Here is a 15,498-nt window from a genome sequence, read left to right as displayed (position 1 = left end):
ATGTCAAGCGGAGCAAACATGCACATTACGATCCGATTACAATTTGCGAAAAACGTCGTCTCTTTTAGCGACATTGCCACCGCAATTGGACAAGCTGGTGGAGATATTGTCGGCATTGACGTCATTTCTTCAAGCAAAACGCATACAGTGCGTGATATTACGGTGAGCGTTCTTGACTCGAAGCACGCGGACGTTGTCGTCGATACGTTGCGAAAAACGACAGGTGTGAAAGTTATTCACGTTTCAGATCGGACGTTTTTAATGCATATCGGTGGAAAAATAGAAGTGAAATCGAAAATTCCGATTAAAACGCGCGACGATTTGGCGCGCGTATATACGCCGGGGGTGGCGCGCATATGTACGGCGATTGCTGAAGATCCAACAAAAGCGTATTCATTAACGATTAAACGAAATACCGTTGCGGTCATTTCAGACGGCACGGCCGTATTAGGACTTGGCGACATTGGGCCGTATGCGGCGATGCCGGTCATGGAAGGAAAAGCGATGTTGTTTAAACAGCTCGCCGGCGTTGATGCGTTCCCGATTTGTTTAGATACGAAAGATACAGATGAAATTGTGCAAATCGTCAAAGCGATCGCCCCGGCGTTTGGTGGTATTAATTTAGAAGATATCGCTGCCCCACGTTGTTTTGAAATTGAAGAGCGGTTAAAACAAGAGTTGGATATTCCTGTATTTCATGATGACCAACACGGTACAGCTGTCGTCTTGCTTGCAGGGTTACTTAATGCGTTAAAAATTGTAGATAAAAAGATTGAAAATATTAAAGTTGTTTTAACAGGCATCGGCGCGGCAGGCATCGCCTGCACAAAAATATTGTTAGCAGCGGGTGTGAAAAACATTATCGGCGTAGATCGTCAAGGGGCGATTCATCGTGGCGTACAATATGACAATCCGTATTGGAACGAATATGCAAACATGACGAATCCGGAAAATATAAGCGGAACGCTTTCAGACGTTATCGCCGGGGCGGACGTATTTATTGGTGTATCCGCACCAGGCATTTTAACGGTAGAAGATGTGAAAAAAATGGCGAAAGACCCAATCGTGTTTGCGATGGCAAACCCTGTGCCAGAAATTGATCCAGAAGTGGCGGAACCGTACGTTCGCGTCATGGCAACTGGACGTTCAGATTATCCGAATCAAATCAACAACGTCCTTTGCTTCCCAGGCATTTTCCGCGGGGCGCTAGATTGCCGCGCCATTGAAATTAACGAAGAAATGAAGCTCGCTGCAGCCGAAGCGATCGCTTCTGTCGTCACCGAAGAAGAATTAAGCGAAACGTACATTATCCCAAGCGTCTTTAACAACAAAGTCGCAGAACGCGTGCGCGAAGCCGTTATGAAAGCCGCATACAAAACCGGCGTCGCCCGCAAAGACGATATGATGTTTCGATAAAAACATGGCGTGATTGCGCCATGTTTTTTTGTTTCAAGTTTAAGGCATAAGCTTCCGTTGCTTCTTGATGGTGTTTAGAATAGAATGAGAGAGTGAAAGAAACCGATATGATAGGTGAATATATTTTATGAAGCGATTATACACATGGTATGTAGCGCTCATCTCGATTATGGGGTGTGCCTTATTTTTGTATATACGTCCGTTTGAATATGTAGAACAACAATGGCTATTGTTGCTTTTACTTTCTTTCTCGACAACTTTGTTAAATATTTATATTATACATCTCCCTCCAAAGGGGAATGCCTTTTCATTAGACTCAACAATTTATTTAGCTACCATCTTCGTATATGGATTAGAAACGTCTTTACTAGTGTTGTTATTTAGTATGATTCCAACGTACTTCTTTCATGAAAAGAAGATGGCCTGGTGGAAACATGTATGTAATTTTGCGATGTATACATGCATGATTGTTGGAGCTTATTATTCTTTTTTGATGCTAGGGGGAGAAAGTGGTTCTTTTTCAATTTACTTTCTTGATGCGTACTTATTTTCTTTAATTGTTTATTCTTTTATCAACATATTGTTGATGATAGGGTTTTTTTCGTTTTCCCCTTCTTTTAGCTTTAGAAATATGTTGATTAGTATAGTAACGGAATGGCTTTTTACTTATGGTGTTACGCTATTAGCGTCATTGATTTTAGTAAGTCTCCTTTTGTTGAATGAATATTTTGGAATTTTGTTATTTACAAGTGTTAGTTTGTTGTTATCTTTAACGTTTAGACAGTATGGACAGTTATACGAAAAAGTGGTGAATGACAAAGTGTACATTGAACAGTTATTAAACTCGTTGCCTATCGGAATTGTCACAATGGATGGAGCGACATCGATCAACTTTATTAACGATTCCGCTGCTACATTGCTCGACTTAGATAAAAAAGAAATGAAACAAATGATTGAGCGGGAAAGAGAAAGTGAAAAAAACGCTCTATTTTGGGATCTTTTCATTCACCGTGTTCCATTTCAACAAGTAAAGGTACCGTATAAAAAGGATGGGGAGAAAAAAATATTTTTAACGTCTCAATCGAATTTGCTTAATTTATATGGTGAGAAGGTGGGACGTACTATTTTCTTTTTAGACATCACCGAAATTGAAGAACTAACAAAACGTATGCATCAGTCAGAAAAGCTTGCGTTAATGGGGGAAATGGCAGCGAAAGCAGCGCATGAAATTCGCAATCCGCTTGCGGTGATTCACGGTTTTTTAGCGTTTATGAATGGAAATTTAGCGGAAAACGAGCGCGAACAGTATCATATTCCGCTTTTATTACAAGAAATTGATCGCATCAATGCAATTGTCGAAGATATGCTTCTTATTGCGAAGCCGAGCGCCCCGATGTTGAAAGAGACGTATATGGAAACGATCGTTCAAGATGTTCTTTCATTGTTACAACAAACGTTAGAAGCAAAAAGCATACGCGTGCACGTTCGGCTTGACCGAGTGCCGTTATCGATCGATCCGAAACAAATGATGCAAGTGTTGTATAATTTACTCTATAACAGCATCGAAGCCGTCGGGGAAGATGGCACAATTTGCCTATATTCTGATGTAGGTGAAACATACAACATGTACGTATACGACTCTGGAAGCGGAATTCCGAAAGATATGCAGGAGACTATTTTCGAACCATTCATCACGACAAAGTCATCGGGGACAGGCTTAGGGCTGACGATCGTGAAACGAATTATTGAAAACCATGGCGGAACGATTGCGCTTCACGACAGTTCGGAGAAAGGAACGACGTTTGTTATCAGCTTGCCGATTAGGCGATAAAAAGCCAGCTCGCTAGGAGTTGGCTTTTTATTATGACATGCAGGAAAAGAGATGATATTGTCGAATAAAACCATCGAAACTATTGTATGTGAGGTGAATGTATGCCGATTGACCACGACCGTTTGTTTAAAGAATTGATCCAAACGTTTTTTGAGGAGTTTATCGTTCTCTTTTTCCCAACGATGCATGAGCATATCGACTTTCGCCACGTATCGTTTTTATCGGAAGAGCTGTTTACCGATGTAACGGCAGGGGAGAAATACCGCGTTGATTTGTTGGTTGAAACGAAATTAAAAGGAAAGGATAGCCTCATTATTGTCCATATCGAAAACCAAAGCTACGTCCAACCATCGTTTCCTGAACGCATGTTTATTTACTTTAGCCGCTTGTTTGAAAAATACCGTAAACATATTGTACCGATTGCTGTATTTAGCTACGATCCGATCCGCGACGAACGATCTACATTTACCATTCAATTTCCTTTTGGCAAAGTCCTCGACTTTCATTTTTTCACTGTGGAACTTCGTAAACAAAACTGGCGCAACTACATCCGACAGGACAACCCGATCGCCGCTGCATTGTTAAGCAAGATGGGTTATACTGAAAGTGAACGGGTAGAACTGAAAAAACAATTTTTACGCATGCTTGTCCGAATGGAACTAGACGAAGCGAAACAACGGTTATTGTTTGGCTTTTTTGAAACATATGTGAAACTATCAGACGAAGAAGAACGAAGACTGCGAAGCGAGGTGAATGAAATGGAGACGAAAGAAAAAGAACAAGTGTTAGAACTCATTATTTCGTATGAACAAAAGGCGTTGGAAAAAGGAAGAGAAGAGGGAATCAAACAAGGGATGAAGCACCTTGTACAAACGATGGCGAAAAAAGGGATGAGTGTAGAAGATATTGCAAACATCACAGACCTTGCGGAAGAAGAAGTGAGGGAGTTGTTAGAAAAGGAATAATTAGTTTATTTATTGTTTCACAACTGTCGTCGATCTCCAATCTTGCAAAAAACCGGGGGATCGATGACAATTTAATTTTTGTTACTTTTTCAGATGTATCAAGCGACAAAGACTATTGACCGAATTTTCGGTTGGATTTATAATGACGTCGTATAGCTTTTCCATGTGTTGATATATCAACACTTTTTTGGTTTGTATCGTATCTATCAGAGCGAAAAAGTCAGCGTGTGAAGCGCTGACTTTTTACTATAGGCACTATATTAGTATTTCCTCAACATGTAGCGGAGAGGAATGATAGAGATGAAAATAATGAGCAATGCTGCAGGGGCAGCGAGATGATAAAGTGCTTCAGATGCGTCTACCCAAATTCTTACCGCTAACGTATCAAAACCTGGTGGGCGAAGCATAAGGGTTGCTGGTAGTTCTTTGATTGAACTGACGAAAACGAGCGCACCACCAGCAAGGATTCCCGGCAATATGTTAGGAAGAATAACTGTAAACATGACTTTCCATGGCGGATAGCCGAGACTTCGAGCTGCTTCATCCATTCTAGGCGAAACAAGGCTCAATGAAGCTTCTCCTGCTTGCATCGCTTGAGGGAGAAAACGAACGACGAAAGCAAGAGCTAACATATAGAACGTGTTATATAGCATCGGAATATGATTGTTAAAAATAAAGATGAACCCGAGAGCGACAATGACCCCTGGCAATGCATAACCTGCATAGCTCAATTTATCAATGGCGCTAGATATGACGGAAGGATAGCGCGATTTTAAATAAATGACCGGCAATGCAAGCACCATACAAAGAAGGGAAGCAAATCCAGATACCTTTAAACTATTGAAAGCAAAAATGAAAAAGCGTTCGTTTAAAGCGCCCATCTGAATACCAATGATCGACCAATAAGTTAAAACTACAATAGGTAAGACGATTGCTAAAGAGAAGATGACAAAAACGAAAAAAATAGCTACTGGCTTCCATTTGCCTAATGACAATATGTCTGGCTCTTTAAAAGAGTTAGACGTTTGATAATACTTATTTTTCCTTCTCGTCCACGATTCCACCCACAAAATAAGAACGGTTAACACGATAAGCACTAAACTTAAAATAGATGCCGAAGCAGTGTCAAAGCTAGCTCTCTGAAAATAAATAGCGGCTGTAAAAGTAACATAGCGTAACATGGCGATCGCACCAAAATCTGATAACACGTACAAAGAAATCAAAATAGCACCCGCGCCGATAGCAGGGCGAAGGAAAGGAAAGTTGACTTTCCAAAAAATTTGCCATGTACTTAACCCTTGTGAGCGAGCGATTTCTTCAAAGTTTCGATTCATTTTGCGAAGCGATGCGCTAGCAATTAAAAAGACGTATGGGTACGTAAACATCGTTAACACGAAAAAGACGCCCCAAAACGAATATATATTTAAAGGGTACTCCCCAAATGTCTGAACGAGCCAAGGTGTATCTCGCCACACGTCACGCGCCCATCCCGTCGGTCCAAAAACGATAATGTATGTGACTGCTCCCACATACGGAGGAATGACTAAAGGTAACGCCAATAGCCATTGCCATACTTTTCTTCCGGGTAAGTCTGTCCGAACGACAATCCATGCGAGCGAAACACCAATCGCAAGCGCACAGGCTGTGACAGCGACCGTTAATGATAACGTGTTCCATAATAATTGCGGAATTCGTTCATCGAGTAGACGAGCCCATCGATCTGCCCCTGCAAATAGCGATCGCCAAATGACATAGACGATCGGAATCGACATAATTAAGGCGACGATGAGACCGAATACGAAAAGAATAATCCCCGGGGGATTTCCGTGCCAAATATCCATCCATTTTTTTTGCGATAAACGGCGGAAGGTTAGGGACATACGTTCCCTAACCTGGACATCTTGTTGCTGTGGTACGTGATTATTTTTATTGTTCATCATGTCTTCTCCTCACGCTCTACCGTTATTTCAGTTCGAGATCAAGACCCGCCTTCTCAATTAATGCTTTTGTATCTTCAAAGTATTGACCAAGTTCTTTCAATGGCATGCTTTGAACTTTTAAGTCGCTAATTTTAGTAGCATGTTTATATGGTGGATCCAATTTTGGATTAATTGGCAACTCAAGAGACTCACCAACAAATGCTAATTGATTTTCTTCTTTTAAGAGCCACTCAATGAACGCTTTTGCGTTTGCGGAGTTCGGGCCGCCCTTAACAAGCCCAACACCAGCAGCGTTTAAAATGACACCCATTTCACCTTCGCCTTGATCTGGATAGATAAATCCAACGTTATTGTCTGTTGGCTCTTCTAATTGTTGATGGTAGTAGTAGTTGTTTACAAGACCGAATTTAAATTCTCCAGCTCCAACGGCACGACGGATATCTCCGTGACCTTGCATAATGGCCCCTGCATTTTTCTTAATTGCTGTAACCCATTGAGACGTCTTTTCATCGCCCCACTCATGACGAAGAGCAGATACGTTTGCGATCATGCTGCCGTTTCCACCACGAGTGATCGCAAACTGTCCAGCCCATTTCAGATCCATTAGCTCTTCCATTGTTTTCGGCATTTCTTCTTCAGAAATTAAATCTTTATTGTAAATAAATCCGCGTGCTCGAACAGATAAAGCAATCCACGCATTGTCTTCGGCGCGGAACTGTGCGTCAATCGTTTCAGCTCCTTTTGCATCAAATCCTTCCAATATGCCTTTCATGCGTAAATATTCGAGAGCACCAACGTCGTTTGAAATAAAAATATCTGCTTGGACATTTCCAGCTTCTTCGATTAACTGCAATGGCTCTACTCCATGTAAAGCTAATACTTCTACACCTGTTTCTTCTTTAAACTTATTAAGCAACGGATCAACAAAGTTTTCATTACGAGATGAGTAGACAACGAGTTTTCCAGTAAGTTTTTGTTCATTTTCTGTATCTTGTTCCGGTTGTGAAGTTTGCTCATTTGAACTGCCGCATGCGGCTAAGAACACGAGCAAGAGTGAAGTGATGACAGATAGCATCAGTTTAAATGGCTTTTTCATTATGTATGTCCCCCTTTAACTTGATTAATATGATAATCATTATCAACACAATATGAAGTATACAGAAAGTGAGAATCATTGTCAATAGATTCCAAAAAAAGCCTCCAGCCATTTTGGTAAGAGGCGAAGGAGACTGTTAATCGACTAGTGCGACGAGTTCAGGGGTAATGTCGAACGATACAACCGACCCAATTTCAACGTCTTGATCGATCGGTGCGTAAATAATGAGTGGATCTTCATCATTTGTTTGAGTTGAAAGGCGAACAAATAATTCTTGATACTCGCCACTGTACGTGATGCGCTCGACGATGCCACAATATTTTCCGTCTCTCGAAAGTCTACAGCCTTCAGGACGAATAGACACTTTCACATTCTCCATACGTCTTTCCAGCTGTCTTGGTAGACAAACTCGACCAATATGCGTATTGACGTGTTTTAAGTCGGGGCAAATTGTTCCATCTAACAAATTTGTTTTCCCGACAAATTGGGCGACAAAGCAGTTTTTCGGACAACGGTACATTTCTTTTGGAGTGGCGACTTGTTGAATAATTCCCTCATTCATAACAACAATTCGATCAGACACAGCGAAAGCATCTTTTTGATCGTGAGTGACGAGAATCGCTGTCGTATTCGTTTGGCGCAAAATGGCTGTTATTTCATGGCGCATTTTCTCGCGCAAACCGGCGTCGAGGCTGCTAAAAGGCTCATCCATAAGCACGACGTTCGGAAACGGAGCTAAAGCTCTGGCGAGAGCTACCCGCTGTTGTTGACCGCCTGAAAGTTCATGAGGATAACGATTGGCGAAATTGCCTAAGCCGACAAGCTCCAATACTTCCTGCGCCCGTTCTTTCCGCTCTTTTGCCGGCCATTTATTCAATCCGAACATAATATTTTTTTCAATCGTTAAGTGAGGGAAAAGAGCATAATCTTGAAACACCATGCCGACGCCGCGCTTTTCTGGTGGCAGCGAAAAGTGGTGATCGTAAACGATTTGGTCGCCGATGCGGATCATTCCGGATGTCGGTTGTTCAAACCCAGCAATCATGCGCAAAGTTGTCGTTTTGCCACAGCCGCTCGGTCCGAGTAGCGTAACAATTTCTCCTTTTTCAATTTCAAGATTCATATTATCGACAGCTGGCTTTAATGAACGGTGATATATTTTTGTGACTTGTTGTAGCTGTATGAAGCTCATCGTACCCCTCCAACATGTGCCGATTCCCAAGTGGAAAACATTTTATTGAGAACGCTTTTCATTTTTACTAAGCAAAATTGTAGCACACATTTTTCTTTTTGGTCAATTATTTGTCCTGCTTAGTTTGAGTCAAGATTTTTATAGGAAAAAACAATAGCACGTTAGGATCTGGATTTTTTTGTATATATTATTTTACTTTTTCTTTAAAATTTGTTATAATATAAGGTAGAGGACATCTTTCTTTCCGATTATGGTAAAGTAAGATGTTTTTTTCATGGAGATATTGATTTCACAACGAAATGGAGGGATTTCTGATGAAGAAATACGCCATTGTGTATTGTGAACATCAATTCGGTTCCATGGATGGAAAAACAGCGAATGGGCTTGTGCGTGATTCGGGGCTGTATGACATTGTTGCGGTCATTGATTCGACAAAAGCTGGTCAAGATGCTGGAGAAGTACTTGATCAAAAGAAAAATGGCATTCCGATTTGTAAAAACCTTCAAGATGCAATGGCCTCCGCAAAAGAAAAACCGAACTACTTCATCTTAGGAATTGCTCCAGCGAACGCTTTTCTCAAAAAAGAAGAACGTCAAGTGATCATCGAAGCAATGGAAGCAGGGATGCACATCGTGAATCCCCTTCAAGAGTTTTTAACAGAAGATGAAGGAATGATGGCGCTAGCGAAGCGCTACGGGGTCACGATTCGCGACGTTCGCAAGCCGCGTCCGAAAAAAGAATGGACGTTGTTTACCGGACGCATTTTGCAAGTGAAAGCGCCGATTGTGGCGGTGCTTGGGACAGACGGCGCGTGCGGAAAGCGGACGACAGCGATGATCGTCGCAAAAGAAATGCAAAAGCGCGGCTACAAAACGGCATTCGTTGCCACAGGGCAAACAGGCTTAATTCAAGGCGCTTCATACGGCTTTGCGATGGATGCGTTTCCGCTTCAATATATGATCGGCGAACTTGAACGAGAAGTTGTGCGCGCATATGAAACAGAACGACCGGACATTATTATCGTCGAAGGACAAGGGGCGCTTAGCCATCCAGCGTACGTCAGCTCGGCTGGCATTTTAAAAGGGGCGCGGCCGCAAGCCGTTATTTTACAACACCCACCGAAGCGAAAAGTGCTTGGTGATTTCCCGTTTGTTGAAATGCCAACAGTTGAAAGTGAAATTGCGTTAATTGAACATTTCGGAAAAACAAAAGTTGTTGCGATTACGTTAAACCATGAAGGCATGACGGATGACGAATTAAAACGAACAATTGATGAGTACGAACGAAAATTCCGTATGCCTGTGACTGATGTATTAAAATACGGAGCCGACAAAGTCGTTGATCGTCTCATTGACTATTTCCCATCTCTACAAAAACATGAGGTGGCCGTATCATGACGCCGAGAGTCGAAATTGACTTGCGGAAAATTCGTCATAATGCTAAAACGTTGAAAAAATGGTGCGAAGAAAAAGGAATTCAAATGACCGCTGTCGTCAAAGGGGTAAATGGAGATGTGGAAATTGCCCGCACCCTTGTCGATAGTGGTGTGACAAGTTTGGCAGACACAAAAATTGAGCGCATCGCAAAATTAAAATTAGCGCACATTCCAGCCACATATATGCTTATTCGCACGCCTGCGTTAAGCGAAGTAAGCGAAGTCGTTCGACATGTCGATGTGAGCGCACAATCGGAAATCGACGTCGTGCGTGCCATTTCAGCAGAAGCGGTAAAGCAAAATAAAACGCATGCGATTATCGTCATGGTTGAAATGGGCGACTTGCGCGAAGGGGTTATGCCTGAAGATGTGCCGGCGTTTATTGAACAGGCGGTGCAGTTGCCGAATATTGAAATTGTCGGCATTGGGGCGAACTTTGCCTGCTTTGGCGGCATTATTCCGACCGATCAAAAAATGCGTGAACTTTCCTCTCTCGCGAAGCATATTCAAAAACAATATTCGTTGTTTTTGCCGTACGTATCCGGTGGCAATTCCGCGAACTATTATTGGTTAAAACAAACGAAAGACGTCGGTTGCATTAACCATTTACGATTAGGTGAAGCCATTTTTTTAGGACGGGAGACGATTCGAGGTGCTGCGATCCCTAACTTATATCAAGATGCGTTTTGTTTAGTGGCAGAAGTCATTGAAGTAAAAACGAAACCGTCTGTTCCGTACGGTGTACAAAGCCGCAATGCATTTGGCGAAGCACCGACGTTTCCAGAGCGCGGCATGATGAAACGCGCCATCGTCGGCATCGGTCGCCAAGATGTAAACGTCAACGGATTAACGCCGCTTGCGCCCGTTGATATCATCGGTTCAAGCAGCGATCATATGATTATTGATGCCACACGTACCGACATTCAAGTCGGCGACCATATTCGCTTTGCGGTTGATTACAGTGCGATGATTTCGCTCATGACGTCCCCATATGTTCAAAAAACGTATGTACAAACAGATGAAAAAAACGGACGTTTCCCGACGAAAACATCAGCATAAAAAAAAGTCAGCGTGTTCAGCGCTGACTTCAGACTGTTGACAAAATGGTTGTAAGGCAACTGCCCCACAACCATTTTGTTCCATTTTGATATTTGTTTTCCTCGATGAACCGACGAAAATAACGACATACATAAGTGAAAAAGAGGGGAGATGCCCATTCTCCATAGGCAGTTTGCTAATTTCTTTAAATTCATCGCAGCACAAACAAGCATCGCCTGCATCTGGTTTCTTTCCAATCCACGGTAATTCGTCCAGCGCAGACCATGCTTCTCTTTCAAATCTGCAAAATTTCGTTCGATTGTCCCTTTTCTCCGCTCATACAATTCTCGATGCTCCGGCACATATCGTAAGTGCTCGTAATCTTGCCAAACATGGCGTGTGACCACTTTCGTGTGGCTTTTGCTTTCTGTGCATTTTTCTAGATAAGGACACGTCTTGCACACAGATGGATTGGATTTATATTCCCGATAGCCTTCCCGATTCGTTGTTGAATAAGATAACACTTGGTTATTGGGACAAAGGTAACAGTCAAAATGTTCGTCATATGCAAATTCAGATTTCCGAAAGAACCCCTCTTTTATAACCAAAAAGAAGGTTATATCTGTCCAAAATATTTTATATGTATATTTTCCATTTTTGCTACTTCAAACAATAATTTTTTATCAAACTCGTCTTCCAACGGTTTTTCAAGAAAGATAATATCGATTTCATTTAATGGGGAATTAAGTAATTCATAAAATTCATTTCTCTCGTTGAGATTATCTATAAATACTCCTTTTATAACATAGTTTGTTTCTAATTGTTGTATTAAGTTATTTATAAATTCAATTGCTTCTTCCGTCTTTTCTGTTTTTTTTGTTTGGTAATAAATTACGACGTTTGCCACTTGTATCAACCCTTTCTTTTAGGGTATTGTAAAAGGCAACTATGATATTTTATCATTTAAACGACCATTAAACAACAAAATTTGCTATAATTGAATTAGAACTAGTGTTCGAAGGAGGTGTCAAATTTGCTATATCGTTTTATTGATCTTTTTGCAGGAATTGGAGGTATGCGGCTTGCCTTCGAACCGTACGGTATTTGTGTGTTCTCATCTGAATGGGATGTAAAAGCACAGGAAACCTATATGGCTAACTTTGGTGAGAAACCACATGGTGATATTAGACAGATTGATGCTAAGGATATTCCCGATCATGATATTTTGCTCGCTGGCTTCCCATGTCAGCCATTTTCTATTGCAGGTGTAAGCAAAAAAAAATCTTTGGGAAGACCACATGGATTTCTCGACGAAACTCAAGGAACTTTATTCTTTGATATCGCTCGTATTTTAAAGGAAAAACAGCCACAGGCTTTCCTATTGGAAAATGTAAAAAACCTTAAAAGTCATGATAAAGGTAGAACATACAAAGTAATAAAAAATGTCTTGGAAAACGACTTAGGTTATACGGTTTACGATGCGATATTAAATGCAAAAGGGCTTGTTCCTCAAAATCGTGAGCGTATATATATTGTAGGCTTTAAAAAGCCCCTTAAATTTGAGTTTCCGAAAATACCTGAACAGGGACCACCACTAAGAAGCATCTTGGAAGAGAATGTAGATGATAAATACACATTAAGCGACAAACTTTGGGAATACCTACAAGCATACAAAGAAAAACATGCTAAAAAAGGAAATGGTTTCGGTTATGGGTTAGCCAATTTAGATTCATATTCCCGTACTCTTTCTGCCAGATACTATAAGGACGGTTCAGAAATTCTGATCCCGCAAGAAGGGAAAAATCCGAGAAAATTAACTCCACGCGAATGTGCGCGCTTGCAAGGATTTCCAGATTCTTTTAAGATTGTAGTTAGTAACACTGCTGCATATAAGCAATTTGGCAACAGTGTTGCTGTTCCCGTTGTTAAATTGATAGCAGAAAAGATGATACAAGCCATAGAACGGGATGAAACAATTGAAGATAATCTGGAAGAGGGTCGGGCCGAGTATGCAACAAAATAATTCTGAAAAACTGACTAATGCTATTGAGGCGGCCAAGAAATTTGGTCGCTTTTATTGTAAGTTTATTTCTGCTAATGATGTTGATTTGACAGGAGCACATCAAGTAGGACTTTACATTGCAAAACAGGCTTGGAATATCTTTTTTGAGGAGAAAGGAGTAAAAGGGGAAAATAAAGATAAGTTTATAAAAGTACATATTGACGGTTATCATCCTTTTGAAAGCCGTGTGATTTATTATGGAAGAAGAACACGAAATGAATATCGAATTACTAGGTTTTGGAGTAATTCGCCTTTTGATAAAACAGAGCAGGTAGGAAACTTAATTATCTTTATTCCAATGGACATGGAGAATTATAAAGTTTATATCTTAGACACAGAAGAAGAGATTGAAATATTTATAGATACATTCTCTTTATCTCTTATGGATAATAATGCAGTATACAATGGAGGTAAAGTAAAAGATATTGACTTATCAGCAAAGTTGGAAAAAGAAATTGAAGATGTTGCTGCTCAATTTCATGATTTCCCTGAAACTATTCAACTTGCAGAAATAGCAAGAAGAATACATCAACATGTATACAAGAAAAAGCAATTTTCACCAGACAATATTATTTTAGAGTGGGTGAAAACAGAATATAGTGTATTTAGATCGATTGAAAGAAATGTTTATAAAGACTATCTAACAAAACCTTTGAATGATTTAGAGACATTAATTACTATTGCAAACAGTGTTATAAATAGAAGAAAAAGTCGTGCAGGAAAGTCTTTAGAACATCATGTTGATTTCTTGTTATCTTCATACAATATCCCATTTAGTCATCCCGGCAAATCTGAAGGAAATAAAAAACCAGATTTCTTGTTTCCTTCAAATGCTGCATATGCGGATATGTCATTTCCTGAAAACAATTTGATCTTTTTAGGAGTAAAGACCACCTGTAAGGACAGATGGAGACAGATACTTAATGAAGCAAACAGGATAAAAGAAAAGCACTTATTAACACTTCAACAAGGGATATCTCCAAACCAGTTGGATGAAATGGCTGAAGAAAAAGTTATTCTAGTTGTGCCAAAACCTTATCACTCATTGTATCCAGCAGAATATCAGGATAGATTATGGACCGTTGAAAAATTCATTCACTATGCAGAAGAAAAATATTCGTTGATATAAAAGACCTTTACGGGTCTCAGACTGTTGACAAAATGGTTGTAAGGCAACTGCCCCACAACCATTTTGTTCCATTTTGATATTTGTTTGGTTCATCACCACAAAATGTACTTGACAAGCAATACGGTTTCTTGTACAAAGATGTGCAAAAACCATTGATTTACTGATTTTTCCTCACAATCGTAAATAGGGTATGTTCAGAAAAAAATCAAGTACAACTTTTGGTGAAGAGCCATATTGTGTTTATTTTTACAATGTTAGGAATATAACCATATCTCTTCGCTGAACTCCGTTTCTTATTTGTGCATCATTTTTTTTGAATATACTGTTAAAAAATGTTGTAAAACGCTTTCATTTTCGTGTATAATACCACTAAACCGGTTTACTTACTAAATCGATTTAGTAAAGGAGAAAGAATGCATTGCGAAAAGTTACGATGGCTGATGTAGCGAAACTAGCAAATGTTTCAAAAAGTACAGTGTCGCAATATTTAAACAAAAGATATGAATATATGAGTGAGGAAACGAAAAAGCGCATTGCAGAGGCGATTGAGCAGTTACAGTATCGCCCGAATGTCATTGCTCGCAGTTTAAAGCAAAAATCAACAGCGACGATCGGCGTTATCGTTTTTAACATTTTACATATGTTAACGACACAAGTGTTGCGGGCGATTGAGGATATGTGTCAACAACATGATTTTCATGTCATCGTTTGTAATACAGATGACGATCCTGAAAAGGAAAAAAAATATATTGATATGCTATGGGCGAAGCAAGTGGATGGTTTTATCATTTTCCCAACAGGAAAAAACGTAGATTTGTATAAAAAAATGATTGAAGCGCGTCTCCCGCTCGTATTTGTTGACCGAACCGTTGAGGGAATCGACGCAGATGCGGTTTTATTAGATAATGAACGAGCTGTGCAGTTAGCTGTACGCCACCTCGTTGATCAAGGATATAAACATATTGGGCTTGTCGCACCGCCGTTTGCGCCTCATGTCGTTCCGCGAATGGAACGGATCGCAGCATTTCAGCGTGCATTATGCGAGGCTCGTCTTCCTGTCGAAAAAGAATGGATCATCGCTGAACGAGTGAATCATATTTCGGAGCGATTAGACGGGCTTCTTCATCAAAATAAACTGCCTGAAGCGATATTTGCGATTAATGATTTAACGTTAATGGAAGTATTGACATTCACTAAAAACCATCAACTCACGATTCCGAACGATGTAGCGATTATTAGTATTGACGACGTTCCATTCGCATCTGTTGTAACTATTCAGCCACATCATAAAGTGAGCTGAATATTTTTTGTATTTCCTGTCTATGATGTGGATATTGATAGACAAGGAGGTGAATCGCATGTTGACGGTACAACAAGCTGTATTTACAGTTGAG

Annotated in this window: 12 protein-coding genes and 1 pseudogene; 8 read left to right on the top strand and 5 right to left on the bottom strand. The window is 40.4% G+C overall.

Features of this window, described 5'->3' with window-relative positions; genetic code table 11:
- The 3 genes from ETB99_RS13110 to ETB99_RS13100 all read left to right on the top strand — a co-directional run bounded on the left by ETB99_RS13110 (position 1) and on the right by ETB99_RS13100 (position 4,212).
- Positions 1 to 1,416, top strand: coding sequence for an NAD-dependent malic enzyme (locus ETB99_RS13110; protein WP_171700794.1), 1,416 nt, complete (start codon positions 1 to 3; stop codon positions 1,414 to 1,416).
- A gap of 127 nt (positions 1,417 to 1,543) precedes the next feature.
- Positions 1,544 to 3,247, top strand: coding sequence for a two-component system sensor histidine kinase NtrB (locus ETB99_RS13105; RefSeq protein WP_077429063.1), 1,704 nt, complete (start codon positions 1,544 to 1,546; stop codon positions 3,245 to 3,247).
- Positions 3,248 to 3,348: 101 nt separating this feature from the next.
- A complete protein-coding gene (locus tag ETB99_RS13100) occupies positions 3,349 to 4,212 on the top strand; it encodes an Rpn family recombination-promoting nuclease/putative transposase (protein ID WP_171700793.1) in 864 nt (287 codons plus the stop codon).
- Positions 4,213 to 4,472: 260 nt separating this feature from the next.
- On the opposite strand, the gene ETB99_RS13095 is transcribed toward ETB99_RS13100, so the two are convergent.
- The 3 genes from ETB99_RS13095 to ETB99_RS13085 all read right to left on the bottom strand — a co-directional run bounded on the left by ETB99_RS13095 (position 4,473) and on the right by ETB99_RS13085 (position 8,440).
- Entirely contained in the window at positions 4,473 to 6,149 is a 1,677-nt protein-coding gene (locus ETB99_RS13095) for an ABC transporter permease (protein ID WP_375153721.1), read from the bottom strand.
- 25 nt (positions 6,150 to 6,174) lie between these two features.
- On the bottom strand, positions 6,175 to 7,248 hold the full coding sequence (locus ETB99_RS13090; protein ID WP_171700791.1) for an extracellular solute-binding protein: 1,074 nt from the start codon (positions 7,246 to 7,248) through the stop codon (positions 6,175 to 6,177).
- A 136-nt stretch (positions 7,249 to 7,384) separates the two neighbouring features.
- A complete protein-coding gene (locus tag ETB99_RS13085; protein ID WP_171700790.1) occupies positions 7,385 to 8,440 on the bottom strand; it encodes an ABC transporter ATP-binding protein in 1,056 nt (351 codons plus the stop codon).
- 314 nt (positions 8,441 to 8,754) lie between these two features.
- Between ETB99_RS13085 and ETB99_RS13080 the strand changes: the two genes are divergently transcribed.
- The gene (locus tag ETB99_RS13080; protein ID WP_171700789.1) at positions 8,755 to 9,837 is read left to right on the top strand and encodes an N-acetyltransferase DgcN family protein; all 1,083 of its coding nucleotides are present in this window, start codon (positions 8,755 to 8,757) and stop codon (positions 9,835 to 9,837) included.
- Complete coding sequence (locus ETB99_RS13075; RefSeq protein ID WP_171700788.1) at positions 9,834 to 10,934, top strand: alanine/ornithine racemase family PLP-dependent enzyme; 1,101 nt, start codon at positions 9,834 to 9,836, stop codon at positions 10,932 to 10,934. The genes ETB99_RS13080 and ETB99_RS13075 overlap by 4 nt, the downstream gene beginning before the upstream one ends.
- Here ETB99_RS13075 and ETB99_RS13070 read toward each other — a convergent pair.
- A pseudogene (locus tag ETB99_RS13070) lies at positions 10,871 to 11,512 on the bottom strand (transposase); the annotation flags it as partial. The gene ETB99_RS13075 and the pseudogene ETB99_RS13070 overlap by 64 nt on opposite strands.
- A gap of 17 nt (positions 11,513 to 11,529) precedes the next feature.
- Complete coding sequence (locus ETB99_RS13065; protein WP_091701084.1) at positions 11,530 to 11,820, bottom strand: hypothetical protein; 291 nt, start codon at positions 11,818 to 11,820, stop codon at positions 11,530 to 11,532.
- A gap of 126 nt (positions 11,821 to 11,946) precedes the next feature.
- On the opposite strand from ETB99_RS13065, the gene dcm reads away from it, so the two are divergent.
- The 3 genes from dcm (at position 11,947) to ETB99_RS13050 (ending at position 15,404) form a co-directional block, all read left to right on the top strand.
- Positions 11,947 to 12,936: a DNA (cytosine-5-)-methyltransferase gene (dcm, locus tag ETB99_RS13060; RefSeq protein WP_253263640.1), complete on the top strand. Its 990-nt coding sequence runs from the start codon at positions 11,947 to 11,949 to the stop codon at positions 12,934 to 12,936.
- On the top strand, positions 12,923 to 14,104 hold the full coding sequence (locus ETB99_RS13055) for a type II restriction endonuclease (protein WP_164970095.1): 1,182 nt from the start codon (positions 12,923 to 12,925) through the stop codon (positions 14,102 to 14,104). The genes dcm and ETB99_RS13055 overlap by 14 nt, the downstream gene beginning before the upstream one ends.
- A gap of 418 nt (positions 14,105 to 14,522) precedes the next feature.
- A complete protein-coding gene (locus ETB99_RS13050) occupies positions 14,523 to 15,404 on the top strand; it encodes a LacI family DNA-binding transcriptional regulator (RefSeq protein WP_171700787.1) in 882 nt (293 codons plus the stop codon).
- Positions 15,405 to 15,498 lie beyond the last annotated feature (94 nt).

Source organism: Anoxybacillus sp. CHMUD (assembly GCF_013096965.1).
GTDB lineage: Bacteria > Bacillota > Bacilli > Bacillales > Anoxybacillaceae > Anoxybacillus > Anoxybacillus kestanbolensis_A.
Note: the sequence above shows the minus strand (reverse complement) of the source record. Positions and strands in the feature narration are given on the sequence as shown.